The sequence below is a fragment of the Colwellia sp. 12G3 genome (assembly GCF_002836775.1).
Lineage (GTDB): Bacteria > Pseudomonadota > Gammaproteobacteria > Enterobacterales > Alteromonadaceae > Colwellia.
In genome coordinates, this window is the sequence record NZ_PJAQ01000068.1 from 581,727 (window position 1) to 608,633 (window position 26,907).

22 protein-coding genes are annotated in these 26,907 nt (G+C 37.5%); 9 read left to right on the forward strand and 13 right to left on the reverse strand.

What is annotated here, in order from left to right; all coding sequences use genetic code 11:
• Window positions 1-133: 133 nt before the first annotated feature.
• The 3 genes from CXF71_RS20160 to arfB form a co-directional block, all read right to left on the reverse strand.
• Window positions 134-985 (reverse strand): HDOD domain-containing protein, encoded by an 852-nt coding sequence (locus tag CXF71_RS20160; protein WP_101234709.1) that lies wholly within the window; start codon window positions 983-985, stop codon window positions 134-136.
• Window positions 986-1,119: 134 nt separating this feature from the next.
• Window positions 1,120-1,971, reverse strand: coding sequence for a DUF2797 domain-containing protein (locus CXF71_RS20165; protein ID WP_101234710.1), 852 nt, complete (start codon window positions 1,969-1,971; stop codon window positions 1,120-1,122).
• A gap of 118 nt (window positions 1,972-2,089) precedes the next feature.
• Entirely contained in the window at window positions 2,090-2,503 is a 414-nt protein-coding gene (arfB, locus tag CXF71_RS20170; RefSeq protein ID WP_101234711.1) for an alternative ribosome rescue aminoacyl-tRNA hydrolase ArfB, read from the reverse strand.
• Window positions 2,504-2,550: 47 nt separating this feature from the next.
• Here arfB and CXF71_RS20175 point away from each other — a divergent pair, with 47 nt between their 5' ends.
• Together CXF71_RS20175 and CXF71_RS20180 are read left to right on the forward strand one after the other, a co-directional pair.
• A complete protein-coding gene (locus tag CXF71_RS20175; protein ID WP_101234712.1) occupies window positions 2,551-2,829 on the forward strand; it encodes a GIY-YIG nuclease family protein in 279 nt (92 codons plus the stop codon).
• Window positions 2,830-2,930: 101 nt separating this feature from the next.
• The gene (locus CXF71_RS20180) at window positions 2,931-3,656 is read left to right on the forward strand and encodes a DUF3581 family protein (protein WP_442871943.1); all 726 of its coding nucleotides are present in this window, start codon (window positions 2,931-2,933) and stop codon (window positions 3,654-3,656) included.
• A gap of 57 nt (window positions 3,657-3,713) precedes the next feature.
• Here the strand turns inward: CXF71_RS20180 and CXF71_RS20185 are convergent, their stop codons facing one another.
• The gene (locus CXF71_RS20185; protein ID WP_101234713.1) at window positions 3,714-4,268 is read right to left on the reverse strand and encodes a hypothetical protein; all 555 of its coding nucleotides are present in this window, start codon (window positions 4,266-4,268) and stop codon (window positions 3,714-3,716) included.
• 187 nt (window positions 4,269-4,455) lie between these two features.
• Between CXF71_RS20185 and CXF71_RS20190 the strand changes: the two genes are divergently transcribed.
• Window positions 4,456-5,328: a DNA ligase gene (locus CXF71_RS20190; protein ID WP_232771557.1), complete on the forward strand. Its 873-nt coding sequence runs from the start codon at window positions 4,456-4,458 to the stop codon at window positions 5,326-5,328.
• Between the two features lie 57 nt (window positions 5,329-5,385).
• On the opposite strand, the gene CXF71_RS20195 is transcribed toward CXF71_RS20190, so the two are convergent.
• A complete protein-coding gene (locus CXF71_RS20195; RefSeq protein WP_101234715.1) occupies window positions 5,386-6,285 on the reverse strand; it encodes a class I SAM-dependent methyltransferase in 900 nt (299 codons plus the stop codon).
• An 84-nt stretch (window positions 6,286-6,369) separates the two neighbouring features.
• Entirely contained in the window at window positions 6,370-7,794 is a 1,425-nt protein-coding gene (locus CXF71_RS20200) for a sodium-dependent transporter (protein WP_101234716.1), read from the reverse strand.
• Window positions 7,795-8,056: 262 nt separating this feature from the next.
• Between CXF71_RS20200 and CXF71_RS20205 the strand changes: the two genes are divergently transcribed.
• Window positions 8,057-8,953 carry a hypothetical protein gene (locus tag CXF71_RS20205; protein ID WP_101234717.1) on the forward strand — a complete coding sequence of 299 codons (897 nt, stop codon included), beginning with the start codon at window positions 8,057-8,059 and terminating at the stop codon, window positions 8,951-8,953.
• 74 nt (window positions 8,954-9,027) lie between these two features.
• Here the strand turns inward: CXF71_RS20205 and CXF71_RS20210 are convergent, their stop codons facing one another.
• From CXF71_RS20210 to CXF71_RS20240, 7 genes are all read right to left on the reverse strand, one after another.
• Window positions 9,028-9,870 carry an HDOD domain-containing protein gene (locus CXF71_RS20210; RefSeq protein WP_101234718.1) on the reverse strand — a complete coding sequence of 281 codons (843 nt, stop codon included), beginning with the start codon at window positions 9,868-9,870 and terminating at the stop codon, window positions 9,028-9,030.
• A gap of 186 nt (window positions 9,871-10,056) precedes the next feature.
• On the reverse strand, window positions 10,057-10,530 hold the full coding sequence (locus CXF71_RS20215) for an Lrp/AsnC family transcriptional regulator (RefSeq protein WP_101234719.1): 474 nt from the start codon (window positions 10,528-10,530) through the stop codon (window positions 10,057-10,059).
• 151 nt (window positions 10,531-10,681) lie between these two features.
• Window positions 10,682-14,509 (reverse strand): bifunctional proline dehydrogenase/L-glutamate gamma-semialdehyde dehydrogenase PutA, encoded by a 3,828-nt coding sequence (gene putA, locus CXF71_RS20220; protein ID WP_101234720.1) that lies wholly within the window; start codon window positions 14,507-14,509, stop codon window positions 10,682-10,684.
• 244 nt (window positions 14,510-14,753) lie between these two features.
• Window positions 14,754-17,360: a sensor domain-containing phosphodiesterase gene (locus tag CXF71_RS20225; RefSeq protein ID WP_232771558.1), complete on the reverse strand. Its 2,607-nt coding sequence runs from the start codon at window positions 17,358-17,360 to the stop codon at window positions 14,754-14,756.
• A 21-nt stretch (window positions 17,361-17,381) separates the two neighbouring features.
• Entirely contained in the window at window positions 17,382-17,681 is a 300-nt protein-coding gene (locus CXF71_RS20230; RefSeq protein WP_101234721.1) for a hypothetical protein, read from the reverse strand.
• 155 nt (window positions 17,682-17,836) lie between these two features.
• Entirely contained in the window at window positions 17,837-18,559 is a 723-nt protein-coding gene (locus tag CXF71_RS20235; RefSeq protein ID WP_101234722.1) for a 16S rRNA pseudouridine(516) synthase, read from the reverse strand.
• A 22-nt stretch (window positions 18,560-18,581) separates the two neighbouring features.
• Window positions 18,582-19,010, reverse strand: coding sequence for a hypothetical protein (locus CXF71_RS20240; RefSeq protein ID WP_101234723.1), 429 nt, complete (start codon window positions 19,008-19,010; stop codon window positions 18,582-18,584).
• A gap of 412 nt (window positions 19,011-19,422) precedes the next feature.
• Here CXF71_RS20240 and CXF71_RS20245 point away from each other — a divergent pair, with 412 nt between their 5' ends.
• The 5 genes from CXF71_RS20245 (at window position 19,423) to CXF71_RS20265 (ending at window position 26,907) form a co-directional block, all read left to right on the forward strand.
• Entirely contained in the window at window positions 19,423-20,661 is a 1,239-nt protein-coding gene (locus CXF71_RS20245; protein ID WP_101234724.1) for an efflux RND transporter periplasmic adaptor subunit, read from the forward strand.
• A gap of 116 nt (window positions 20,662-20,777) precedes the next feature.
• Entirely contained in the window at window positions 20,778-21,509 is a 732-nt protein-coding gene (locus CXF71_RS20250; protein ID WP_101234959.1) for an ABC transporter ATP-binding protein, read from the forward strand.
• Window positions 21,506-23,998 (forward strand): ABC transporter permease, encoded by a 2,493-nt coding sequence (locus CXF71_RS20255; protein WP_101234725.1) that lies wholly within the window; start codon window positions 21,506-21,508, stop codon window positions 23,996-23,998. Before CXF71_RS20250 ends, CXF71_RS20255 begins: the two co-directional genes overlap by 4 nt.
• Window positions 23,999-24,218: 220 nt before the next feature.
• Window positions 24,219-25,571, forward strand: coding sequence for a sigma-54-dependent transcriptional regulator (locus CXF71_RS20260; protein ID WP_101234726.1), 1,353 nt, complete (start codon window positions 24,219-24,221; stop codon window positions 25,569-25,571).
• Between the two features lie 13 nt (window positions 25,572-25,584).
• On the forward strand, window positions 25,585-26,907 hold the full coding sequence (locus CXF71_RS20265) for a sensor histidine kinase (protein ID WP_101234727.1): 1,323 nt from the start codon (window positions 25,585-25,587) through the stop codon (window positions 26,905-26,907).

Below are 26,907 nucleotides of genomic sequence, written 5' to 3' on the forward strand. Positions count from 1 at the left end.
CAACAACAACAACAACAACAACAACAACAACAACAACAACAACAGTAGCTATATTCTATTAAAAAGCCCGATAAACGTTTGCTTATCGGGCTTGATATAATTAAGTACCATTGAATGCTATGAAAACATTGTGCTAATAAAGCATTGAAGCTTTAGGGTTTAAAATTGACAGTAAACCTAAACGTTCTAAATCACAATAATCCACAGCATTATCTAGCATAGACTTATCAAGACAAAGCAACGCTAAATCTTCTTTAGTTAATAAATCACTGTAATCCAGATCTTGGCCTTTAAACACCAGATTCCTGCTCATTATGCGTTTAGCAACATATAACAATTGCGTTTCAGCGTTGTACTGACTTAAGTCTTCGACATCTTGATCTCGGATAGGAGCAAAAATGCTGTAAGGCAAATGCCATTGTTTTAATAATTCGGCAGAACATTGACCAAAAGTAAAACCTAAAACGTCTTGCTGCTTCACCCAAGGTAATAGATTGAGATCATGACTATCACAAGCTCGCTGCTTTTCAACTGTAATTTGGTGAACAACGAGTTCACCTAGGTTATGTAACAAGCCTAAAATAAATAGACGTTCTGCATGTACCATACCTAAACTAGTGCCTAGAAACTTCATCAACAACGCACAATCAACACTTTTCATCCAAAACTCATCAAGGTAATCTTGATTAGCGTCGATATTTTTAAATGCTTCCGTCGTGAAGTAGGCAATAACAAGATTATACACTTCTGTGATACCTAACACTAAAACAGCCTTAGAAATGGTATCTATTTTCCCTGGATAATTAAAAAATGGACTGTTCGCCAACTTTAATACCGTACCTGCAAGGGCGGGATCAATTAGGATGACCTCTGAAATATCATCAATGGTAGATGCTTCATCATCAATTAATTGCCGAATTCTAATAAAAGAATCTGATAAAACGAATATTTCACTGGCCTGTTCTACATAATCATCTGCGGTCATCTTGTTACCTTAAATACAGCAGTCTATAAATTCGACAAATTAAGTTGCTTAACGATATATCCATACTCAACTAATTATAGCTAAATATCACAAAATATAGCGAAAGTTAATACGTTATTCTCAAGTTCAAGCTACTAATAGTCAATACTTATTTGATAAGAGCTAAACTTTCGCATATTTATAACGCCTTTATCAAAAATCAAGTATTGACCTTTAATGCCCAACAGAACACCTGTTACCGTTTCAATTTTATCAAAATTAAAAGAACTAATTTTAGTCAGGTACTCATTTACGGGATAATGAATTTCTTGTACTTCAGCATCTAACTCTGTAATCGCATCACTACCAAATTTAAGACGAAGTTGTGATAACCGTATACTAATTTCAGGAATCAACTCTTCTGCTTTAGCTTTTAAATCAATATTTTCAGGTTCACCTTTTAACATAGCTCGCCAATTGGTTTTATCACTAATAAATTCAGCCAGTGCAGTTTCTACTAAACCAGATTGCAAACGTGTACTTACTTTAAATATTGGTAAGGCTTGGCAAGCACCTTGGTCAATCCAGCGAGTAGGTAATTGAGTGTGACGGGTAATGCCAACTTTTAAACCGGAACTATTTGCCAAATAAACATAATGATCAACCATACAGTTACTTTCACCCCATTCAGGCTGTCGACAGGTTCCTAAATGAAAGTGACAAGTTTCTGGTTTCATAATACACAAATCACACTGAGCAAGCTTACTCATGCATGGGTAACAATAACCTTGTGAGTAACTTTTCTTTGTACGTTTTCCACAATGCTTACAGGCTATCGTACCAGAGAAATGTAGGGTGATTACTTTTCCTATTAAAGGGTTTAATTCAATACTCTGTTTGGTACCGTCACCATTAAGGCTAACCAAGGGTAGTTGATACTGAACTAAATTATTACTATCAAGGTGTGCGGTAAGTTTTTCTACTGCACCGATGTCACTAATTGGCATGGTTGCTCTCTACTTTTTATGTTGTCTTAAGTCTTTATGTTTCGTTCGGATATTTCAGCTACTACAGAGTAAACCTCAAAAATGTCTGTTAACGTGAGATTAAACGTTGCAACATTTACTATAGCGGCACTTTTTTTCGTGTTTGCTTAACGTCTTTTCGGTTGGACTTACCCGTTAAACGCCTTTGAACTGAGCCTTTAGTAGGCCTAGTTGCTCGTCTCGATTTTTGAACAATCATTGCAGATATAATCAGCTCTCTAAGTCGCTTTAATGCATCGTCCTTGTTCATTGATTGAGTTCTAAATGATTGAGCTTTAATAATAATAATGCCATCACTTGATATTCGACTATCAGATAACTTTAATAATCGTTCTTTGTATATAGCAGGTAGTGTTGAACGCTTGATATCAAAACGTAAGTGAATAGCTGTTTCTACTTTATTTACTCGTTGTCCTCCGTTTCCAGTGGCCCTTATTCCAGTAAGTTCTACTTCCCAATCAGCTAAACTGACATTGTTTGATATCTCAAGCACTTTTATTTACCATTAGTTTATCTTTAGTCTATTTAAAATCACGCAATATGACAAAACGCAGCAAAACAGGCGCTTGGTGGGTTTATTTACTACGTTGTAACGACAATAGCTTATACGCTGGTGTCACCACAGATATTCATCGTCGTATTGATGAACATAATAACAGTAAACTTGGCGCAAAATATACACGAGCAAGGCGTCCAGTAAGTTTGGCTTACCTCGAAGAGGCAAGCAACAAAAGCACGGCTTGCCAAAGAGAGTATCAAATTAGGCATCTAGCTAAACTCAAGAAAGAACTGTTAGTCAGCAAATATAGCCAAATGTAACAGGTCTGCTCAGTTAGATATATGCACTTTATTTCGATTTAGCGCTCAAGTGCTGTTAGACTGCTGCGATCGAATATGTTTTACTCAAAAATAAAGTTGTAATGATGCCTATAAAAGAAATGTTTATTGAGAACTATTGCGCTATTAGCGCTGATAAAATCAGCTTTACCCGCCAGCAAGGTAGTGACTTTGCCAAAAAAGTGGCTGATGACTTTAACCCGTTGCACAATATTGAGACTAAACGCTTCTGCGTACCTGGTGACTTGCTTTTTTCAATCATTATCGCTAAATCAGGGCTACATAAAAAAATGACCTTCGATTTTTCTGGCATGGTTAGTGACAATGTAAGCCTCACTTTTCCTCAGAAAATTGATAACAGCTTCGATATTAAAGATGATAAGGATAAAACCTGCCTAAGCGTTAGTGTTAGCGGTGAAGCGACACATAACCCTATACTCATCAATGCACTAACCAAGGCCTATGTAGATTTTTCTGGTCATACGTTCCCAGATATATTGGTCAAGTTAATGTCTGAAAATAGTGTCATGATCAATCCTGCACGCCCCATGGTTATGTATCAATCAATGTCTATTGATTTGCATACCTTAGATGCTGAATCAGTGACATTAAAACTCGCTAAAACTAGTTTAGCTATTGATGGAAAACGTGGTGATGCTTGGCTTGAGTTTGATTTATTATCAAATGATGAGGTCATTGGCCATGGTAAAAAACATATGCTATTGAGTGGCCTGCGTTCATATGAGCAAGAGTCCATCGATGCTATGGTTAGCCAATACCGTGAAAGTAAGGCAAATTTCCAATCTTAACTTCATTATTCAGTTGAGTTAACTGTGCATAAGTTAGCTTAACTAAATCAGTTGAACTTAATCACGATAGCTTTGTTCAAATGCGCTTTGTTGTTGTAATTTATTCTCACTGCAATAAGCAAATATAGACATCGTTTTAGGATACTGGCATTTAATAGGTTGATGATAAAAATCTAACCAAGACATTTTCTTATCTCCTTGATATTTCGATTTAATTACTATGGCACTATGTTGATTAAACCTTGTCTCCTGATGTTGTGAGTAGGATGATATCTTATTCAATTTGGTGTAATAAGTGTTTTTTTTCACTGCCTTGTCTTTCTTATGTTTTGTTCTTTTCTTAGCTTTCTTTTTTTTTCCTCCGTATTGAGCTTTAAACTTTGCTTGAGAACTATTCTCACACTGCCACCACTTATCTCTCGCTTTATCCTCTTTACCCCTTAAATTTTCGCCTCGCTTTAAAGAGTAACCTGTACGTTGTGTCGTTTGAATATTGTGTAGTTTCTCCAGAAAAGGCTTACATCGTTTTTTAGCGAACGATGTGTGACTATACGCAAAAGAAAATAGTATGACAGCGAAACAAAAAACAACGATATAAGTACATTTTTTCATCCTAGCAATCCTTGCTGAATTGAATGACCCTTGTTGCACAAAGCTCAGTCACTTACCTTGATAACTCAAGTATCCATTTTTAAAATATAGACTAAACTTTACTTTTTACCAGCATCACATTATAGCAACCGGACTCATTTATTGATCACTCAGTGGGATTATAAGGTTTGGTAGTACATGGAGGTTAATGATGACGAAATATTATTTACTGGTTTTATTTTTACTTACGTTTACCGTACCTTGGTCGTTAACTGCTCAACAAACTACGAAATTTATTAAGCCTAATATCCAGCATGGCGTGCACTATCATAAAGTTACCGACATCAGTCAGTATTATGTTTCTGAAAAACTTGATGGTGTTCGTGGCTATTGGAATGGTAAGCAATTACTCACCCGCCAAGGGAATTTAATTAATAGTCCTAGCTGGTTTACTCAATACTGGCCTACATCTCCTATTGATGGTGAGCTATGGCTCAATAGAGGCGAATTCCAGGCATTACTTGCTTGTGTAAGTAAACATAGCGCTGAAGAAAATGAAACGATCAGCTGTTGGGGCAAAGTACGCTTTATGATGTTTGATCTCCCGAAACATCAGGGGGATTTCAATGAAAGAGTAAATAAGATGCAGGATTTATTAATACAATTTCCATCACCTTATTTAGCAATGATTAGCCAAGTGAAACTTAAAGATATAAGCGTTCTTGAGAATAAACTCAATGAAGTCATCGCCAACCAAGGCGAAGGACTTATGCTACACCTTGCCAGTGCACATTATAAAACAGGACGAAATACGGCCTTGATGAAGCTAAAGAAACATCAAGATGCAGAAGCAACCATCATTGGTCATACAGAAGGAAAAGGTAAGTATAAAGAGTTACTCGGAGCAATCATCGTCAAAACATCGGATGGTATTGTTTTCAAGATAGGCTCTGGCTTTAATGATTTTCAACGTGCCCATCCCCCCAAAATAGGCACCATCATCACCTTTAAATATAACGGACTTACCAGCGCTGGAGTACCAAGGTTTGCCCGTTTTTGGCGTATAAAGAAAACTGAGTAACTGACGACAATATCGGCTAATTATTAACAAACTATCCACTAAGGAGTAATCATTACATTACTGTGGTTGATAAGTAAAAATTAGAACTTTAAGACCTTTGCCTTCATGCGCTTCTTTAAAAACCACTGGATTTTTAAGTCGTTGTTCAAAGTGGCAATCAGGGCACTCACGGGCAACTTCTGCTTTTAAGAAGTTCTCATCCAAGTCAGGGGAATTTAAACATAACATCAATTTAGCGCCCGGATTCATCCACTGTGGAATACGGCGAATAATTTTAGCGTAATCACGCTCTATATTGACACTACCTTTTTGAAATGACGGAGGATCGCAGACTAAAATATCATAGGGGCCATATTTTTTAATGCGGCTATTCGACTTGAAAATATCTACCCCTTCAAAGATAACTTGCTTGCCCTCTTTTTTTGCCAACTGATTCAGTTGATGGTTTTCTCTGCCTTTACTTAATGATGCTTTACTGAGATCAATATTAACCGCTTTGGTAGCGCCTCCCGCAATAGCACTTAAAGAAAAAGCACAAGTATAGGCAAACAGGTTTAGTACATTCTTTCCCTCTGCACGTTGTCTTAACCATTCCCGGCCATTACTCATATCTAAAAACAAACCACTATTTTGTGCCTTGCCAAATTCTATATGATAATTAAGTCCCTGCTCGCTCACGATAGTCTTACTTATTGGCTCACCAAGTAATAACTCTGTTGGTGCAAACTTTTCATAACGATGCTGAACTTGTACGGAACGACATTCCTTAATCATGGCCTTTAATGCACTCGCTTGTACCGCGAGCCATTCGCTATCAACGGCTTGATATAGGGTGATAAGAACAACAGGTGAGAACCAGTCAACATTAATGTGGCTCAAGTTAGGGTAGGCATGCCCTCGACCATGAAATAGTCGTTGGGTATCGGTAAAGTCAGTGCTGGTGATATGTTCAATCATGGCGTGGTATCGGATAATTAATAATAAAAAACGCCCAATAATAACATTTACTATTGGGCGTTTATATCTGTTAAGACGTTTTAGCTAAAAACCAAAGAGATTAAGCGAAAAAAACTTTGTTGCGACAGTATTAACAAAAATAAGCAGTACAATAACAGGAATAAAAGTACCTAAGGAAAAGTTAATATACTTTTCCACCCATGAGCCTTTATAGTTTTCATTGCCGATACTTAATTCTTGAGACAATTGCTTCTTCTTCCAGCGGTAACTAACAAAAACGCACAAGAGAAAACCATTAAGCGGTAAAATTGTATCGTAAAAAACATCATAAATAACATCAAAAAATGACTTGGTACCGCCCGCGTAGGAGGTAAACTCTGTAAAAAATGACAACATACCAAAAGATGCAATGGCGAATAAGGTAAGCACACCTGCAGTAACCGTTAAGTAACCTAATGCTTTTTTCCGACTGTGCTTTTTCTCCGTTACTAAATATGAGACAGGCACTTCAATAATGGAAACTAACGAAGTGATTGCGGCAAAGAATACTAATAAGAAAAAGAATGTAGCCACGGCACTAGCGCCAGCATAGCCCAATGAAGCTTGTAGTGCTAAAAATATCTTAGGTAGAAAGGTAAAAATTAATGACACGGAACTGTCACTTAGTTCACTTGGATTAATTTCAGGATTAAATGAAAACACTGCAGGTAAAATCATCAAGCCTGCAATAAAAGCCACACTGGTATCAGTAATAGCCACTAACTTAGCAGAATTAGGGATATTGGTTTGTTTATTAATATATGAGCCATAGGTTATTAATATCCCCATACCTAAAGATAAGGAGAAAAAGGCTTGTGATAAAGCGCCATTAATTACACTCGGCGTTATTTTATTAATATCAGGCACTAAGAAAAAGGTAACCCCTGCCATGGCATTATCCAGCGATAATACAAACAACACCATTATAACTAACATGCCAAGCAAGGCTGGCATTAATATTTTAGCGGCTTTTTCAATTCCATCTTTTACCCCCGCAGCCAAAATAAAACTGACAATGCCTGCTACAGCGACTAAAGCAACATATAGATAGGGGCTGTTAATAAACTCACCAAAACCAGCATCACTTGCTAAGTAATCTAAGTGGCCCGTTACCGTTAAAGCAATGTAACCAAAAATCCACACAGTGATCACCATATAAAATACAGCGATCATAAAGGGAGTTAATACACCTAAAAATCCAGCAGCTCCCCACAGTTTACTGTCTTTACTTAATGTTTTGAATGCACCAACAGGCTCTTTAGCCGTATTACGTCCAACAGCCATTTCAGCAATCATGACAGGTAAACAAATAAGAAACACAAATAGCGCATACATTAGCAAAAATGCTCCGCCACCATTTTTAGCAGCGTTAACCGGAAAACCTACTAAATTACCTATACCAACAGCAGAACCTGCAGCAGCTAAAATAAAGCCAATTCTCGAGCTAAAATGCTCTCTTGAAGCCGACATACTTATCCTTTTTTTATAATTATTATGAATACGTGATAAAATTGAACTCTCGATGCTAACAAGCTTTACTGGCTTTGTCTTCTTTTTCGCTAAGCTTTTCTATTACCAAAAAAGTACTATTTTTAAAAATTGTAAAGTTAACTTGAGTGCACTCATAAGTGAGGGTTAAAATAAAGCATACTGTTTTAAGTTTTCCTATCTTCACGTTTCTCGCTTTATAAAGTAAAACTATATTTAACTAAGTTTATAGGTTCATCTCTTCATGAAAAAATTAGTATTCATTATCAACCTGCTGGTTTTTTTTGGTTATACCGCTAATAGTTATGCACAAACAAAAGTGCTCTGGTATAGCGATAGTATAAAAAGATCTGCTCAGCTAACTGAAGATACCAGTGTTCCTATATCTGTCTTAGCAGATACCACCCGCTTATTGATGAAATCTCTACCTCAATATAAATTTAGTAGTGAATTTGCTCAAAGTCCGCGTATTACCCGACTATTAAAAAAGCTTCCTAATAGTTGTGCTCCTAATAGGATGAAAACGCCAAAACGATTAGAAAACAATATTTACAGTTTACCGCTTAATATTTCTCTAGGCTTGCGTCTCTATTTTAAACAAGATACTCGATCGGGTGTTTTGTCTCAAAATACATTTACTAGTGGACAACAAATAATATCATTAGCTTCATTGTTTACGGGTAAATCTACTTATGTCTTAGGTGTTGATGACGGTCGCTCTTTTGGTGTTTTCTTAGATGAACAGATCGCTGCACTTGAAAAGCACAACCTTGTAGTAAGAAGAGGCGGTGTAGCGACTAAATCTCTGGTTAAAATGCTGCTAAAAAACAGAATCGACTATATGATTGAATATCCCGTCAGTGTTAATGAGGCGCTAAATGACAACCCAACAGACATAAAGCTAGAATCATTACGCATTGCAAGTTCTCCCGATTATATAATAGGTTATGTCGCCTGCCACAAAGGTTCATTAGGACAAAAAATTATCGAAGACATTAATAGAGAACTACAAAAACTTTATAGTAGTTATCCATTTTATCAAGCACACATTCGATATTTAGATAAGACTGATTTAGTCGACTTTAACCGAACTTATCAAGAAGTATTTAACGTGGCTATCCCGTTAAAGATAAGCCACTAATAATTACATTACCCAAATAATAAAAAAACCTACTAACTTAGTTGTCATAAACACATAAGATTAACCTACTGAAATTACCTAGAAAAAAGTTTGGGGTTCATAATAGACAAAATACTTGTCGCTTCTTTTCCCGCAAAATCAGCAGCTTGCATTATATCCTCAGAAGAGAGACCTAGCGGTCTACATAAAGATTCATCAATCACTTCTTCATACAAAAATTCTTCACTGTGACTATCAATCAATGCCAATCGAGAGGCTAGATTTAAGATTTTTACATCTTTATTAATTTCGATATTTGAAGCTGCATTAAAATGTCTTATAGGTAATATTATTTTTTCAGGCAACTGCCAAATTTTTAACAAGTCGGCTGAAACATCCGTATAGGTAAAACCTAGTGCAAGCTCTTGCAGCGACCAAGGAAGTTGATTTTTATCATAGTTCTCACACCGTTGAGCCAGTTCAGGACTTATTTTGGCGACTAACAATTCACCAAAGTTTTGTAATAAACCGGCCACAAATAATCGTTCAATATCACGAATCCCTGCGCTAATCGCAAGGTTTTTGGAGGCTAGACCACAATAAACACTCATCCGCCAAAAGCGTTTCAAATCAATGGCTTGATTTTCAAAATGTTTAAAAGCAGAGGCGGCAACATCGACCAGCATCATATTATAAATGGCTTGTGTACCAATAATGGTGATGGCGCGAGAGATAGTACTAATTTCACCCGGGAAGCTATAAATGGCGCTGTTGGCTATTTGCAGTAACCTAGAAGTCATAGAAGGATCAATACCTATAACATCAGCAAAATCAGAAATTTCAGAGTTTTCATCAGCCATTAATGCTTTTACTTTAAAGCAAGCATCTGGCAAAGCAAATGAGCCATTAGCTTGCAATGCATAATCATGTGCGTTCATAGTTATCCTTTGATGTCAGTTTGCTATATGTAAGCTACTTAAATATATAGCAAAACTTACCTAGGTTAACAATATTTCTTTACTTTTAAAGTACAATTATAAAGTAGTACCCGTTTCATTAATTACGTGATCTACTTTAATACTTGGATAGTAGCCATTCAATATAAGATGGCATAAACAAAAGCATTATAACGGCACGCCACTGTCTTGCTTAATGTGCTCAGTCACCATGTAAGTACTTGTTTGTGAAATGTCAGGTAGATCACCTATTTTTTCAAGCAGCAAACGATAGCTCTCAATATCAGAAAAGCGAATTTTCAACAAATAATCATAGCCCCCTGCAATTAAATGACACTCAACCACGCCCTTAATCGTGACAATTTCTTTTTTAAATGATTTAAAGCTCGAAGATGTACTTCGGCTTAGCGTAACTTGAATAAACGCAGTCATACCATAATTAAGTTTTCTGGCATTTAATAAAGCACTATACCCCTCAATATAACCTTCATTTTCTAGCCGTCTTACCCTATCTAAACAAGGACTAGCACTTAGGTTAACCTTTTTTGCCAGATCAACATTTGAAATTCTACCCTCGGCTTGTAGTGTAGATAAGATTACTTTATCAATGCGATCTAAGGGTTTTGTTTTGTTATCACTCATAAAGTTACTATTTCATAGGGAATAATATCCATTTTGCCATATTTACTATCACATAAAAACAAAAAAACGCGAAGCTACCTTGAGGAAGTAACTTCGCGTTTTATATTGAGTAATCCTTGGGGGTTACTCTATTTACTTAACTATTTTCTATTTAATCTTCTTCTACGAGTGTCATCAATGAAGTATTACCACCTGAAGCGGTGGTATCTATACTAATTGTTTTTTCAGTAACCAAACGCTGAATTAGGTTATCAAAATATTCAGAGCTTATTACTGGCAAAATAGCCCCCTCGCGTTGCGCTAACTTTTCACTAATGTAGTGCTTACTTGCACAATGGCTATCAACAACAACACCTGACAAAGCAGGATGAGCGAGCATAGTTTCTAAATGACATTGTCTAGCTACCTGAAAAACATCCTTATCTGCGCCTGTGGAAACAAACTTATCTTTAAATACTAATGATTCTTGATAGAATAAATCCGAAACAACAGCAATAACTGTATTGCCTGTGGCAAGCGCGGTTACAATAGATTGTACCCAGAAATGGAAACTCACATTATCATCCGCGTAACAAATAATATTACCGCGGTTTTCCAAATAAATGATATTTGACTCACCCGTTGGCCCAGGTAATTGTACCGGTTTTTTCATTCGTTTTTCAATATCAATAAGCTGTGAGCGCGCCGCGGCTAGGGTAAGGTTTAAATCGTCCGCTAAATCATCAACAATGCCAACATGAGCAATTTTAGCAAGTAACTGACGAACACAAGAGATCCGGGTGTTCAGCTCAGTAGTGCGCCACTCTTTTTCTGCCCAATTTGCTTTATCCATAATGCGTGTTGCTTCATGCTTATCTGCTGCATCACCCGTTAAGGTAGCTAACCTTGCTGCCGTTAAAGTAAACTTATTTTCATCGGGTGTTGATTTCTCTTTCACCAAACGAGTTAAGTAGTTTGGACCGCCAGCTTTAGGACCCGTACCTGAAAGACCACGACCACCAAAAGGTTGCACACCAACAATAGCGCCAATCATATTACGGTTAATGTAAATATTTCCCGCGCGTGATAATTTTGCTAGCTCAATGGCTCTATGTTCAATACGGGTATGTATGCCCATAGTCAAACCAAAACCAGTACCATTAATTTTATCTACAACACTTTCTATTTCATTACCTTTGAAGCGAACAATATGCACACAAGGACCAAATACTTCTTTTTTAAGTACGCTAATATCATCAATTTCATACAAGCGTGGAGCAAAGAAAAAATGACCATCTTCATCTACCACATCATCCGAGAGTTCACATTGATATAATAATTTGCCATGTAATTTCATATAATCGCTATGAGCATTTAATGCATCAAGTGCTTTTTGGTCGATAACAGGACCAACATCAGTACTTAACTTCGCAGGATTACCTACATGTAATTCAGCTAATGCGCCTTGTAGCATGGCAATGACACTATCCGCAATATCTTCTTGTAAAAAGAGTACGCGTAGTGCCGAACAACGTTGACCGGCACTTTGGAAACCCGACGAAATAACATCATCTACGACTTGTTCAGGTAATGCCGTCGAGTCAACAATCATACAGTTTTGACCACCCGTTTCCGCTATAAATGGCACTTGATCACCACCACGCTCGGCTAGGGTTTGTGAAATATGAGTACCTGTTTCTGTAGAACCAGTAAACATTACTGTTTGAATACGGCTATCAGGGATTATGGTATTACCTACTGCACTGCCACGGGCAATCACGGCTTGCACTACATTTTTAGGTAAACCAACTGACTTCATCAACTCAATAGTACGCAGCGCAATTAAGCCGGTTTGTTCTGCAGGTTTTGCTAATACTGTATTACCTGTAGCAATTGCCGCTGCAACTTGACCTAAGAATATAGCGAGCGGGAAGTTCCATGGGCTAATACATAACACAACACCACGTGGTTCAAGTCTGTCATCTTCACTTAACTCTAATGCTCTAGCGGCATAGTAACGACAAAAATCTACCGCTTCACGCACTTCATCGATACCATCTTGAGCGACTTTACCCGCCTCTTTGATACAAAGTGCAATAAGCTCATCCATATGGCGTTCTAAAATATCACCAATACGACAAAGCAATGCAGCCCGCTCAGCAACCGGTGTTTTTGACCAAGTACTAAAAGCTGCTTCAGCATTATCAATCATCGCCAACATATCATCTTTACTTGCATGCTGATGGAAACCAATAATTTCACTACGATTTGCGGGGTTCATCACCGCATTAGCCCCTTCAGGAACTTCATTCTTATTTAATAAATGGTCAACAAACCAAGCATCTAAAGACGTTTTTAATGGCGTAAGTTCATTAATATCCGTTAGGTCTAAGCCTTTAGAATTATCACGACCTTTTTCACCCTCACCTTGGTAAAGATCAATAGGCTTGATAATTTGATTGTTGTACTTAAGTTTAAGACGTTGAGTTTTTTCTACCGGATCTTCTAATAATGACTCTACTGGTTGTGATTCATCAACAATGGCATTAACAAATGAAGAGTTCGCGCCATTTTCTAATAAACGACGAACTAAATATGCCAGTAAGTCTTCATGATGACCTACCGGTGCATAAATTCGACATTGAATACTTTCATCTTTAACAATTTGGTCATATAGAGAATCGCCCATGCCATGTAGACATTGGAATTCGAAACCCGCTTTATCATCGCCCGCCAATTCAACTATAGTAGCGGCAGTGTAAGCATTATGGGTCGCAAATTGTGGATAGATTGTATCGCGATATTCTAATAATTTATTCGCACAAGCATGGTAAGACACATCCGTAGACGACTTACGGGTAAAGACCGGAAAGTGACTTAGACCATCTTTTTGAGCATTTTTAATTTCAGTGTCCCAATAAGCACCTTTAACCAAACGTACCATCATTTTACGTTCCGTACGCAACGTTAAGTCACGTAACCAATCAACGACATGAATAGCGCGCTTTTGATAAGCTTGCAGTGCTAAACCAAAACCTTCCCAGTCACCAAGGTCAGTATCAGTAAATACTGCTTCAATAATATCTAATGAAATATCTAAACGCTCAGATTCCTCTGCATCAACCGTTAAGCCAATATTATATTGCTTAGCCTGTAAACATAGCGCCTTTAGTTTAGGCACTATCTCTGTCATAACACGCTCTTTATGAGAGAATTCATAACGTGGATGAATAGCAGACAGCTTAATTGAAATACCCGGTACTTTTCGAGGATCATTCTTGCCAGAGGCGACAGCAACCTCACCGATAGCGGTAATAGCATCTTCATAAGCTTTAAGATACATATTGGCGTCGCTCATAGTACGTGCACCTTCACCTAGCATATCGTAAGAATAAACATAGCCTTGTTGCTCTTTAGTCGCAGCACGATCGGTGGCGTCTTTAATGGTTTCACCCATAACAAACTGTTTGCCCATAATTTTCATGGCATAGTTCATTGATTTTCGAATAACAGGTTCACCTAAACGGCCAACCGTTTTTTTCAATAGGCCGAATTGCTCTTTTTTTCGCTTATCAGCGTAATTAACCATAGAGCCAGTGATTAATAGCCCCCAAGAAGAGGCATTTACAAACAGTGAGTCACTTGCACCTAGATGCGCGCTCCACTTGCCTTGAGAAATTTTATCGCGAATAAGCTCATCTTGCGTATGCTTATCTGGCACGCGCAATAACGCTTCAGCCAAACACATCAATACCACACCTTCTTCAGAAGAAAGTGAATATTCATTAAGTAGCGAGTCAATTGCACCATTACCTTCTTGGTCTTGGCGAATTTGTAATACCATTTTACGCGCTCTGTCCCAGGCACGACTTCGTGCACTTACGTTTACTTCAGCAGCGGGTAATATGTGGTCAACGGCAACATTTTCGTCAATACGGTAGAATTCACGAATTTTTTGTCTGATCGGGCAATCTGTAACTAATGAACCAGTAAAAAGCATGGTTATATCCTCAAATGCAAGCAGGTTATTTTCTGCTTTAGTTATAGTATTATTCGCTACAAATAGAAATATTATGAGCAAATGACAGTATGAAATTTATAAACGCATTCTAGGAGAACCACCACAGAATGTGCTGGTTATTTTTGGTTTTTTATTATTTTTTATACGGTGAAAAGCCAGAATGACAGTATAATATACTGCAAACTGGTTTTTTTACTGATTTATCTAGGAGTAACTAAGGCTATTACTTATTCATTTGCTGAATAATATAGTCTGTTGTATCTTCGGGTGACATCGGCTTGGCAAAATAGTAACCCTGACCATATACGCAGTCCATTTGTTGTAACAACTGAGCATCGGCTAAATTTTCAATCCCTTCACCTACAGTAGACATTTGTAAGTTGTTTGCCAAATCTACAATGGTTTTAATGATAGCTCTATGGTTGTCATGTTCGTGAACATTACTAATAAAAGAGCGGTCAATTTTTAGTACATCAATAGGGAATCGATGTAAGTAACCCAAGCTCGAATAGCCGGTACCAAAATCATCTAATAGTATTTTCACACCCATTTCTCTCAGGGCTTGCATATTGGTAAGCACTATTTCAGCGTTTTCCAACAAGGCACGCTCGGTTAACTCAACACGAAGGTTATGAGGTGCTAAACCAGTCTCTTGTAAAATATTTTTAATATCTTGCGGTAAGGTCGTGCTAAAAAATTGTTTAGAAAATAAATTACAACTAACATAAAGGTCATCACAACCTAACTCACGTTGCCATTGTTTCAGCTGCTGACAGGATTTTTCAATAATTTGAATATCAATTTCTTGTATTAAATCAGTCTCTTCCGCCAGAGGAATGAAATCATTAGGATACACAAAACCACGTTTAGTGCTTTTCCAGCGAGCAAGTGCTTCAAAACCTTTAAGCTCTAGGTTATCGAGTTTAAGTATTGGTTGAAAGTAAGGGACAAACTCCTGCCAAGCTATAGCTTCTCTAATATCAGCTTCAAGGCTTAAGGCATTTTGTACCTTTTGATGCATACTATCGTCAAAGACTTCATAACGTCCTCTGCCATTATCTTTGGCATGGTACATAGCAGTATCAGCATCTCGAAGCATAGTATTGGCGTCATCGTAACGTTTATTACTAAACGAAATACCAATACTCGTTCCGGTATAAACTAATTGATTATCAATCGTGAAAGGCTGTTCGAGAAATTCAGTGATACGCTGTGCGACTTCAAAAGCTTCATCATTTGAAGCTAAATCCTCAATTAGAATTACAAATTCATCCCCACCTAAACGAGCAACAGTATCTTTGTCACGAACAATCGCCAATAATTCACGGGCAATTATTTTCAATAAAACATCACCTGCATGGTGACCTAAACTATCATTAACGACTTTGAAGCGGTCTAAATCTAGAAATAGAACTGCAAATGAAAAATCATCTTTGCGCTTATCGCAGGCAATAGCATGATTGAGTAAGTCAAGAAATACGGTTCTGTTAGGTAGTCCTGTTAAACTGTCATGAGCGGCAGTGTGTTTTAATAATTTTTCAGCTTGTTTACGATGGGTAATCTCATCTTCAAGCGCAAGCGTGCGAAGCCTAACTTGTTGCTCTAATAACTCATGACTACGTCGTTCAAAATCAGCCAATTCTCGACGCTTAATCGCTGCCGAAACGTGGTTAGAGACAAAGTTAAGCAATTCAGCATCGTTTTGATTATAAGTGGTTTGATAATGATAGCTCTGTAAAACCATAACCCCCAATAACTTACCTGAATAAATCAAGGGGACGCCTAACCAAGAATGTATGTCATCTTGGGGCTTTTTAGTTTCACCTTCAAGATGTAAACTCATCATTTCTTGATAGGTCAGTAAAACGGTTTCACGACGTCGCAGTACTAAATCTGAATAGAGATTTGAAAGTTTTCGTGGCTGTAAATCAGTCACTAAATCCGATGAATGTTCATCGACATAATAGGAGAATTTTAAGGTATCACTTAATTGATCATACTTGGCAATAAAAAAGTTCTTTGCATTGATCAACTGACCAATAATGTTATGTACTTTACTATAGAAGGTATCTATATCAAGTTCGATATCCATCGTTAATTCGGATATTCGGTATAAAGATTCTTGTAATAATTCAGATTTTTCTCGGTCACGAATTTGTGCCATTAACTCTTTAGTACGCGCATTAACGGCATTTTTCAAACGTTGCTGATCTTGTAAACGCACCATGGCACCCACAATGTGCTGAGCAGCAAAAGTCAGTAGATTTAAATCGTTTTCATTATAACGAATTTTTTCATCATAACTTTGTATGGTAATAGTACCAATAACTAAGCCGTTTTGAAGTAAAGGTACGCCTAACCAGTCAGTCCCTCGGGCACCAAACTGTTTGATTTTATAATTATCAAAAAGCTGTTTTTCTAATTCAGGTGTTAAGAGCAGAGGTTGCTTTGATTCAATAACTAAATTAGTAAATGAGCCCTCGTAATCTAGATAATCTATGATGCCTGGCGGTTTTTCATCTTTTTCATCAATGAAATAAACAAATTCTAAGGTATCAAACGTTTGATCATAGATAACAATAAAGAAATTTTCCGCTGTCATTAACGAGGCAATAGTTTTATGCACTTGCGGATAAAAACTATCAAGTTCATTACATTCTTGTGATAGCTGGTTGAGTTTAAATAATGCTGTATAACGCGCTTGCAAATCAGCATTTTTCTGTGCGAGAAAACCAATTTCCTCTGTCAACTCAGCAATACTTACATCATTTGTGAGCATTGGCTTTATTTGGCCTTTTATCTTATTAGCCTTTTGATTGTCAGAATCCAAAGTTATCATACCGTTTAATTATTATTGCTGAGATTCGGCTTTAACCGACTTTATAACGTCTTTAATTTTATGTTTATTACCACAAATCGCAGCTTGTTTCTCATCACGATAATAACGTATGTCTACACAATCTTGTTGATAACGACGGTCTAATTCTGTACGAACAATCACACTTTTCGCATTAATAATTTGCTTATGTAGAGCCTGGCACTCTTGTATTTGTTCAGAGGCTAAGGTGACATCTTCACAAGCATTATCAACACTTGAACAACTTGCTAAGAGTGTAACGACTGAAAGTGATAAAAATATTGATCTATTCATTTATTTGACTATTCCATTTACATTGGGAAACAACTTATTACTGCAAACCATTATACCCAAGAAGCACTAAATTGCGAGGGCGCAATTTGTTCTCATTATTATCAAGTTGTTAGTAAAAAAAACAACACTTTACGGCTGTTTTTTAACCACTTACATTAATTACCTATGTTATCCACTTCAGTTACACTTAACACTCTACTTTCGCCACATTTAAGTGACTCATCTAAACTCAATTGTCCTATTGAGTGACGATGTAAGCCAATCACTGGATTACGAAAACGACCAAACATGCGTTTTATTTGGTGGTAACGCCCTTCAGTTAAGCTGACTTGTGCTTCAAAAGAAGAAACAATGTGCAAAATTGCTGGTTTTGTCGTTATGTTTTCAAAAGGAAAATACATTCCTTGAGCAAAAGCATCGATGTATTCTGCTGTTAAAGGGTTCTCTAGTGTCACTTGATAACATTTAGATACTTTATGTTCAGGTGAAGTTAATCGCTCAGACCAACGACTGTCATTGGTTAGTAGCACCAGCCCTGAAGTATTTAAATCAAGGCGTCCAACAATATGTAAACTATCTCTAATTTCTTGAACAAAATGTCCTGCAAGTAAATCAATCACCGTTTTATGTTTTTCATCCTTGGTCGCACAAACAACGCCAATAGGTTTATTCAGCATAATATAATGCGGCTGATTTTCCTGCAGTACCTCATCATCCATAACGACATAAGAAAACTGATCTACTATTTGAGCAATATCAATGGCTAATACACCATCAACGTATACTCGTTTTTGCGCCAAAATAAGCCGTACTTTTTTACGGTTAATTTGACATAAGTCACTAATCAAACGGTCTAAGCGTGAAGTATTAATAGCCATAAATTTTGCTTATATTCATTAATTAGATACTTGCCAAAGATTGCTGCTGCGCAATTAAGTTAAGCACTTTATGCAATTTGGCTTGAATAAACCCCGTTAATAATCTTGGCTGTAATGTTAATAACTCCAACTCTGATGTTGTAATCGCGATGACACAAAGCAATTGTTGCTCACCTTTGTTAAAGCAGCTAATAACATCATCAGAAAAATGACTAACACTTACGTCACTAAGTGATAACTGGTCAAACTCTTCTTGGCGTTGATTAAAACTTGCAGGTGTCTCTAAGCATAAATGAATAATCAAAATATCCTCTTCATCACCATACCAATTAGCCGTTAATGTTTGAAAGTTGAACTGGGCTTCAAGTTTATTGCTTACCGATTTTAATTTGGAAAATTTATCGAGTAAGTCGGTATTTACGTTTATCGTTATCGGTAAGGTTTCGGTCATATTTTATGCTCTTCATTTTATAAGCAATAAAATTGTTAGATAAAACGAGCTTAAGGACAATTTTAATCGCTATTTTCTGTACCTCATATCATAACCGTGTTGCATATAAACTTCAGCTTGTTCACTCAATATCATTAAAGTAACGTTATTAAGTTACTTCATATAGTAAAAGGATAACATTACACCGCATTACAAAAAAAATTTAGCCGTACATATATATTATTGGCCTCCTATTCTTTATTTCGCTATAGCCAACACAAAAGTCACTTTCGAACATTTACTTTTTAAAAGCGAACAGACTCAGCGCTAACAAAAACACAAAACACAATAAGTCACTGATTATTGACAAATTTTATTTTTGGCACGGTAATTTCATTACAATAACATCAAGTATGAATAACAGTGAACATTTATGAAAATTGCACTTACTAAAAAACAACCTTGGAAAAAGTGGACAGCTATCGCCAGCTTTACGGTATTAATGGCTTATGCCGGTTATAGCGTCAGTGGTAAAGCAACAAAATCGATTGCTTTAAGCCAGCTAAGCTTTCAAACAGTCGTTCAGGGCAACTTAGATATTTATGCTAATGCCTATGGCGAGTTTGCTTCAGCAAAAGAGCGTTTATTAACGGCGCCAGCGTTAGGTAAAGTGTCTGAAATTTTAGTTCGCCCTGGTACTAAGGTAACGCCTAACACTGTCATTTTGCACTTATCAAATCCTAAACTAGTGCAAGAAGTAAATGCCGCCAACGGCCAGCTTGCTCAGCAATTGGCACAAAGAGAAGCGTTTAAATATGAGCAACAAAGTGAACGTTTGAATTATCAAGGTCGCATTGCCGACATTGAAGCTGAAATCGAAAAAGCTCAACTTGAATTATCAGTAAATAAAAATCTGATGGACTTAGGTGTTTCTTCAAAAATAGAGTTACAGCGCGCCAAATTAGCGGTTAAACAAGAAAGTAAAAAGCTAGGTTTTGAAAATAAAAAATATAAGCAGTTTATCGAAATGCAGGGTTATCAGCTTACTCAGCGGGATATCACTATCAAGCAACAACGGGCGCAAGTTAGCTTACTTGAGCAACAGCTTGATGATATGAAGGTAAAAGCAGGCATTAAGGGGTCTCTGCAAACGTTAGAAATTGAGTTAGGTCAAAGTGTTCAGCTAGGTCAGTCGTTAGCAAAAGTAGGCAGTGATGAAGAGCTAATAGCCCGTTTACGGTTACCTCAAAACCAAGCCGATCAAATAGACATTAACGCACCCGTTTTGATTGATACGCAAAAAGGTATTATTAAAGCCCATATCACCCGTATTGAAAGTGTTGTTAGTAACGGTTCCGTACTTGCTGAGGCTGTCATTGATGAAGCGTTAACGTCCAATGCACGACCTGCATTATCAATTTCAGCACAAGTATTTGTTCAACACCAACAAGGTGTTAGCTATATAGAGCAAGTACCTGGCTTGCGACCTCGCAGTAAACAGAGCCTTTTTGTCCGCGATACTAACAACACATTAATCCAGAGAGACATCACCTTTGGCGAATTATCAAAAAATAAATTAATTATCACTTCAGGATTAACAGCTGGTGAGCAGTTAGTGAGCAGTGATACGCAATCATATAATAAATACCAGCAACTTTTGATCATTGAATAATAACAACAATTTAAGGCGAATACGTAAGTAATCACCAATTAACTACACACACTATAAAGCAATAAATGCTACGCGATAAAGACTTAGTAGCAACTAAACAAATTAAGGAAAACTTCATGAAAAATATAGTTACCATGTCAAACATCCACAAACGTTACGACGGTCAACAAATTGAAACTCATGCCCTACAAGGTGTTAGTTTAGAAATAAACCAAGGCGAATTTGTTGCTATTACGGGTCCTTCTGGCTGTGGTAAGTCGACATTACTATCAATTATGGGCTTAATGGACTCTGCTACTGAAGGCGAATATCAGCTGGCTAACATTGCTACCGCGGGTTTAAAGGTTGACCAACGCACTCAAATTCGTAATGAGCATATTGGCTATGTTTTTCAATCGTTCAACTTAATAGACAACTTAACCGTGTTTGAAAACGTAGCATTACCACTTGAGCACAGAGGTTGTGCTAAAAGCGAGATTAAAACACGAGTTGAAACGGTGTTAACCCAAGTTGATATGTTACATAGACAGCATTATCGTCCTAACCAATTATCTGGTGGTCAACAACAACGTATTGCTATTGCCCGTGCTCTAGTAGGCAAGCCTGACTTGATATTAGTTGATGAGCCAACAGGTAACTTAGACAGTAAAAATGGCGATCAAGTTATGTCGTTGTTAGAACAGCTAAACAAAAACGGTTCAACTATTGTCATGGTTACTCACGATAGTCGTTATTCACGCTGCGCGAGTCGTCAAATTCAGTTGCTTGATGGTCAAATTGTTGCCGAAATCAACGCGAGTCAAAGCACTTTTGAGCATAATGAAAAGACATTGCAGGGGGTTGCATGAGTTTATTCAAAAAGTCCTTAATTCAAGGAGTCACACGGGTATTTTCATTACCGCGTTTAAGCGTACCGTTAATATTAACGCTTGGTTTAACGTTAGGTGCAGTTCTCAGTGTTATTTCAATTTCATCAACCTTGTTGTACCAACCACTACAAGGCGTTAAAAATGAGGCTTCACTACAAACTCTTGATTATCGTTTCAAAATGTCAGACACCTTAAGTGTTTCCTATTGGAACATGAATCGCTTAGCTGACTTTAGAGAGCAATTTGGCGATTTAGGCGATTGGGCCGGTATCGCGCCCTCTGAGCAAGATGTTGTTGTTAACAACACCACGTTTGCAACAACCCGTTACGATGCATCGAATAATATTTTGTCAGTCTTAGGCAGCCAATTATTACTTGGGGATGGCGTTACGATAGAGGCACCTGAAAAATATGTGTGGATATCTAAAAGCCTTTGGGAGAATGCCTTTGCCGGCGTTAAGTCTGTTATAGGTAAACAAATAACACTGAATAATAAAAACTATATCGTTGCAGGTGTTATTGAAGATGTTATGGCGATAAAAAGTAACCAAGCGATTCTTGGCCAACAGGTTTGGTTTATTACCAATCTAGAGTTAATCAAAGCGAAGACAGATAATATCGGTAATATTAGTAATGAGATTGACACTTTATTATTAAAATCAGCGAATGGCGCAGCAACACTACCATCACAAGTGCAAGTAGATGCTTGGCTAGAAGATTATGTCACTCGAAATGTCGATGGTGAGCAGGTACAAATGTTTTTGGATTTCATGACAAATACCAAAAAAGAACTTATTGGCAATAGCTATCGCAGTAATATGCTTGGTGAAACCGAAGGTTTACTTATCGCCTTGTTTGGCGCAGTTATTGGCTTGTTATTAATGGCGACACTTAATTTATTAAACCTCTTTATCGCCCATTATCAAGGTAGAACCAAAGAGTTCGCCATTCAAATCAGTCTTGGGGCAAGCTTAACTAAAGTAAGGTTACTGGTATTACTTGAGAATCTACCTAGCTTTATTCTCGCGGCATTCACTGGTTTATTGGTCACGGGTTGGGCATTAAAAAGTTTACCGCTAATTGCCGGTGATAGCCTACCCATGATAGATGCCATTGGCATTGACAGTACAACCATGCTTGCTTCAATCGCCATTATTTTAGCACTGAGCATTTTATTTAGTGCGCTAGCCCTGGTTGATATTGATAAACAAGCACTTAGTAATAACTTAAATAGCAGTGGTAAAGGTATTCAAGCACAGAGTAATCAATGGCTTAGTCGAGTATTAATGGTGCTGCAATTATCAATAGCCTCGGTTCTACTTACCGCTTCGGTGATGATTGCGATGCAAAGCTACCAAGCAGTTTACCAAGACACTGGGTATGACATTGGTAATAGCTATGAAATTGGCGTAACCGTTAGTGATGAAGAATATGTTACCCAATTAAATACCTTTGAAGATTACGGTAAAAGTGAAGCGAAACAATTGCTTGATAATGTTGCTAACCTAATAGAGCAACAAGTCAGCGATAGCGAAGTCATTGTACCAAACTATGGTCCTTTGTCTGATTCACTTCGTGTAAATGCCTTTGTAGATGAAGACTCTGGTATACGTGTTATTCACCAAATAAAGACCTTAAGCGCGACTTATTTTTCTACCTTTAATATTCCTATATTAGCGGGTGCGAATCTTAGCCAAGCACAAATTGATAATGATGAAGATAGAATAGTGATTGATGAAAATATGGCAAAGACACTTTTTTCAAACTTATCGTTGCGAGAGGTTATTGGGAAAACGATTCAAATGAGTGCTGATGGCTCAACACCTCCATCCATTGTTACTGGCATAGTCGCCAATACACTCGGTCAAACAGGTATAGCCGAGCCACTGGGTTTACCTTCTATTTACTCTCATAGAGTAAATCCTGGCACGACCCTACAATTTACGGTGATGTTACCGCCAGGAAAAACGATTACAGCCGATATGTTAGAGAGTGAAATAAAGCGTCAATTCCCACGTTTAACTAACCTAGAGATTCAGTCACTCAAGAGTATTTGGCAAAGACAAACGCTGAATCAACGCCTAAGTTTATGGATAGTATTAGCCATGACAGGTTTAACACTTTTCCTTGCCGCTATTGGTGTTGCTGGGTTAACGCAAATGACCACTAACCATAGAAAATATGAACTGGCTGTGCGTATGGCAACCGGTGCTAAACAAGCTAGATTAGTTAACTTTATTCTTAAAGATGCGTTATCTATGTTAGTGATTGGTTTGGGGTTAGGCTTTATTGTTTCTGTCTTTGGTTATCAACAAGTATCACAAAACTTAGAGATGTTACCTGATTTTAACTGGTTAGCGATGGCTTTATTAGATGCAGCGTTGACCATTATTGTTATTTTATCGGTAATTATGCCCGCATGGCGAGTGATTAGCAGCGACCCTATGCAGGCGCTACGTGCAGAATAATCACCTACGCTATTATTCAAGTTAAGGCCTAAACCTTTAGCTAAGTAATAAATGCCCGATAAATAGGACTTTTATAACGTTATTGCTAGCCAATCCGCTAGAGTAATTGGCATACTAAGATCAACATGTATACCCAAGGAGACGACTTACCTCGTTTCCTTTTTATTTCTTTTGCTTTAGTCTAAATAAAGCTAGCCCTTCAATATTTATGGAAACCTCTATGTCAAATGCCACTATTTTAATTGCTGATGATGATGAAGATATTCGTTTAGCATTAAATTTATTACTCAGCGCACAGGGCTATCAGATTATTGAAGCGGCTAACGCGAAAGAAATTATCATAGAAAGTAATAGGCAGCAGCCCGACTTAGTACTGCTGGATATGAATTTTTCTCGAGACACTACCAGTGGTCAAGAGGGCTTAGCCATTTTAGAACAGTTACAGCCTTTAAATATTCCGGTGATACTCATGACTGCTTGGGGCTCAATTGAGCTCGCGGTACAAGGATTACAAAAAGGGGCTAGTGACTTTATAGAAAAGCCATGGAATAAACTTAAACTGTTAAATAGTATAAAACAGCAACTAAAATTTTCTCGGGTAAAAGAACAAAATCAAGGTTACCGACAACTACTTGCTCCTGAGAATAAAAAAACATGGGTATGCAAATCACCTAGCATGCAGGCCATCGAAACGTTAATAGAACAAATAGCGCCAACGGATGCCAATATCTTAATATTAGGTGAAAATGGTACTGGTAAATCACTGTTAGCCGAGCGTATTCATCAACTATCATCACGCCAGCATGCACCACTCATCACAGTAAACATGGCCGCAATTCCTGAAAATTTATTTGAAAGTGAACTCTTTGGCCATCAAAAAGGTGCGTTTACTGATGCTAAACAAAATCGCGTTGGACGCTTTCAACTCGCTGATAAAGGCACTTTGTTTTTTGATGAAATTGGCTCGCTACCACTAACGCTGCAACCTAAATTGTTACGGGTTTTAGAAACAGGCCAATATGAAATTTTAGGCTCAAGCCAAACCCAAGTCGCTGACGTTCGTTTAATTAGTGCAACTAATGCCGATCTAAACCAACTGGTTAGTGAACAAGCCTTTCGCCAAGACTTGTTATACCGTTTAAATACTCTCGTTATTACCATTCCTCCTTTGCGTGAACGACTTGAAGATATTGAAGCCTTGGCAACAAGCTTTATCACTAAATTTAGTGTTAAATACCGTAAAAACGCGTTAACGATTAGTGCTTGTGCCCTAAGTAAGTTAAATCAACATAATTGGCCAGGCAATATTCGCGAATTCAGTCATATGATTGAGCGTGCTGTATTACTGACTGCTGGCGATGAAATTACTGCACAACAACTATTACTAGAAAGCACCGAGAGCAAGAATGACACGGTAATATTACAACCGCTAGAACAAGCAGAAAAACAGTTGATTGAAAAAGCGATGGCGGTATCTGGTGGCCAAGTAGTAGAGGCAGCAAAATTACTCGATATTTCTCGTAATGCGCTTTATCGGCGTTTAGAAAAATTTGCTATTCAACATGCCGAATAACAGGCTAAACAACATGAATAAGCCAGCAACCCCTTTAAATTCAAAGTTAAGTCTAAAACTCAGCCATGAACATTGGCTGATCTTTGGTTTAGCTAGCACGGTATTGGTTATACTCGCTTTAGTTACAGCATTAACTTACAACATGGGCTGGAGTAAATTAGCAACGGCTACTTTAGTTTTTTTTCTCTCTTATCCTTTGATATGGCTTGCTTGGCGTTGTTATCACTTTTGGCGACAAGCCATTATGCAATTAACTACCTATACGCAAGTTATCCGTGAAGGTGAAACCAACCTGCGCTTTAAAGCCCAACACCAAGACAATTTATTGGCTGAATTACAGCAAGAAATATCTGCTTTAGCTATAGGCAACGCGCACAAAGTCCAGCAAAGCCAAACCCTTGAAAATGTACTTAGCCATATTCTCGATTCGTGGCCTATTCCGGTGTGCTTATTTGATGAAAATAATCAGCTAAGTTATCGTAATATCGCCATGAAAGAAAAAATACAACAGCCCATGCTTATTGGCACCGCTGCTGAAGATTTAGGTTTTGTACTGAATAACGGTAACTTAAGCCACAGCCAATTTAATCAACAGTGGCAATGTCAAAGTATCAGCTACCTTTTTCAACAAAAACAGTGTCATATCTTTTCTGCCTTAGATATATCTCAGCCCTTGCATCAGCAGCAAAGCGTTACCCAGCAAAACCTTATTCGCGTATTAGCCCATGAACTGCGTAATTCTTTAACGCCAATGGCATCAATGGCTGATACGCTCTTATGTAACGATAGCTTTAATGAAGATCAAGTGCGTTTGGTGCTAAGCAGGATCAGGCAACGAAGTAATCGCTTACTTAGTTTTATTGAGCAATACAGTCAATTAAGCCATCTGCCCATACCAAAATCGAGCTGGTTTGATTTTAAAGAAGTGCTTGATGAGGCTAAAGACATGATCACCGAGCCCTGTAGTATTACTTTTCAAGGCAATAGACAATGCTTTGCTGACATTCAACAAATGGCTCAAATTTTAATTAATATTTTTAAGAATGCGCAAGAGGCATGCGATAAAGAACACTGTAAAATTGACGTTAATCTTTATTATCCACAAGAGAGTTCACAGGGGTCTTATAAAACTGAACAAGTGATTGAAATTTCGGATAATGGACCCGGATTTGGTAATTTAGATAACGCCTTAACGCCTTTTTACACCACTAAGAGTCATGGTTCAGGTATTGGTTTGTCACTCTGCGCGGAAATAACCCGAAACCATGGTGGGAAATTCAATATAGAGAATACCGATAACGGTGCAAAAATCACTATGTCGTGGCCAGTAAAATAA

What these genes read in the sequence shown, in the direction of transcription:
- CXF71_RS20160 (WP_101234709.1), bottom strand. Translation starts at nt 985, where the DNA reads ATGACCGCAGATGATTATGTAGAACAGGCCAGTGAAATATTCGTTTTA.
- CXF71_RS20165 (WP_101234710.1), bottom strand. Translation starts at nt 1,971, where the DNA reads ATGCCAATTAGTGACATCGGTGCAGTAGAAAAACTTACCGCACACCTT.
- CXF71_RS20175 (WP_101234712.1), top strand. Translation starts at nt 2,551, where the DNA reads ATGACAAAACGCAGCAAAACAGGCGCTTGGTGGGTTTATTTACTACGT.
- CXF71_RS20180 (WP_442871943.1), top strand. Translation starts at nt 2,931, where the DNA reads ATGATGCCTATAAAAGAAATGTTTATTGAGAACTATTGCGCTATTAGC.
- CXF71_RS20185 (WP_101234713.1), bottom strand. Translation starts at nt 4,268, where the DNA reads ATGAAAAAATGTACTTATATCGTTGTTTTTTGTTTCGCTGTCATACTA.
- CXF71_RS20190 (WP_232771557.1), top strand. Translation starts at nt 4,456, where the DNA reads ATGATGACGAAATATTATTTACTGGTTTTATTTTTACTTACGTTTACC.
- CXF71_RS20195 (WP_101234715.1), bottom strand. Translation starts at nt 6,285, where the DNA reads ATGATTGAACATATCACCAGCACTGACTTTACCGATACCCAACGACTA.
- CXF71_RS20200 (WP_101234716.1), bottom strand. Translation starts at nt 7,794, where the DNA reads ATGTCGGCTTCAAGAGAGCATTTTAGCTCGAGAATTGGCTTTATTTTA.
- CXF71_RS20205 (WP_101234717.1), top strand. Translation starts at nt 8,057, where the DNA reads ATGAAAAAATTAGTATTCATTATCAACCTGCTGGTTTTTTTTGGTTAT.
- CXF71_RS20210 (WP_101234718.1), bottom strand. Translation starts at nt 9,870, where the DNA reads ATGAACGCACATGATTATGCATTGCAAGCTAATGGCTCATTTGCTTTG.
- CXF71_RS20215 (WP_101234719.1), bottom strand. Translation starts at nt 10,530, where the DNA reads ATGAGTGATAACAAAACAAAACCCTTAGATCGCATTGATAAAGTAATC.
- putA (WP_101234720.1), bottom strand. Translation starts at nt 14,509, where the DNA reads ATGCTTTTTACTGGTTCATTAGTTACAGATTGCCCGATCAGACAAAAA.
- CXF71_RS20230 (WP_101234721.1), bottom strand. Translation starts at nt 17,681, where the DNA reads ATGAATAGATCAATATTTTTATCACTTTCAGTCGTTACACTCTTAGCA.
- CXF71_RS20235 (WP_101234722.1), bottom strand. Translation starts at nt 18,559, where the DNA reads ATGGCTATTAATACTTCACGCTTAGACCGTTTGATTAGTGACTTATGT.
- CXF71_RS20240 (WP_101234723.1), bottom strand. Translation starts at nt 19,010, where the DNA reads ATGACCGAAACCTTACCGATAACGATAAACGTAAATACCGACTTACTC.
- CXF71_RS20245 (WP_101234724.1), top strand. Translation starts at nt 19,423, where the DNA reads ATGAAAATTGCACTTACTAAAAAACAACCTTGGAAAAAGTGGACAGCT.
- CXF71_RS20250 (WP_101234959.1), top strand. Translation starts at nt 20,778, where the DNA reads ATGAAAAATATAGTTACCATGTCAAACATCCACAAACGTTACGACGGT.
- CXF71_RS20255 (WP_101234725.1), top strand. Translation starts at nt 21,506, where the DNA reads ATGAGTTTATTCAAAAAGTCCTTAATTCAAGGAGTCACACGGGTATTT.
- CXF71_RS20260 (WP_101234726.1), top strand. Translation starts at nt 24,219, where the DNA reads ATGTCAAATGCCACTATTTTAATTGCTGATGATGATGAAGATATTCGT.
- CXF71_RS20265 (WP_101234727.1), top strand. Translation starts at nt 25,585, where the DNA reads ATGAATAAGCCAGCAACCCCTTTAAATTCAAAGTTAAGTCTAAAACTC.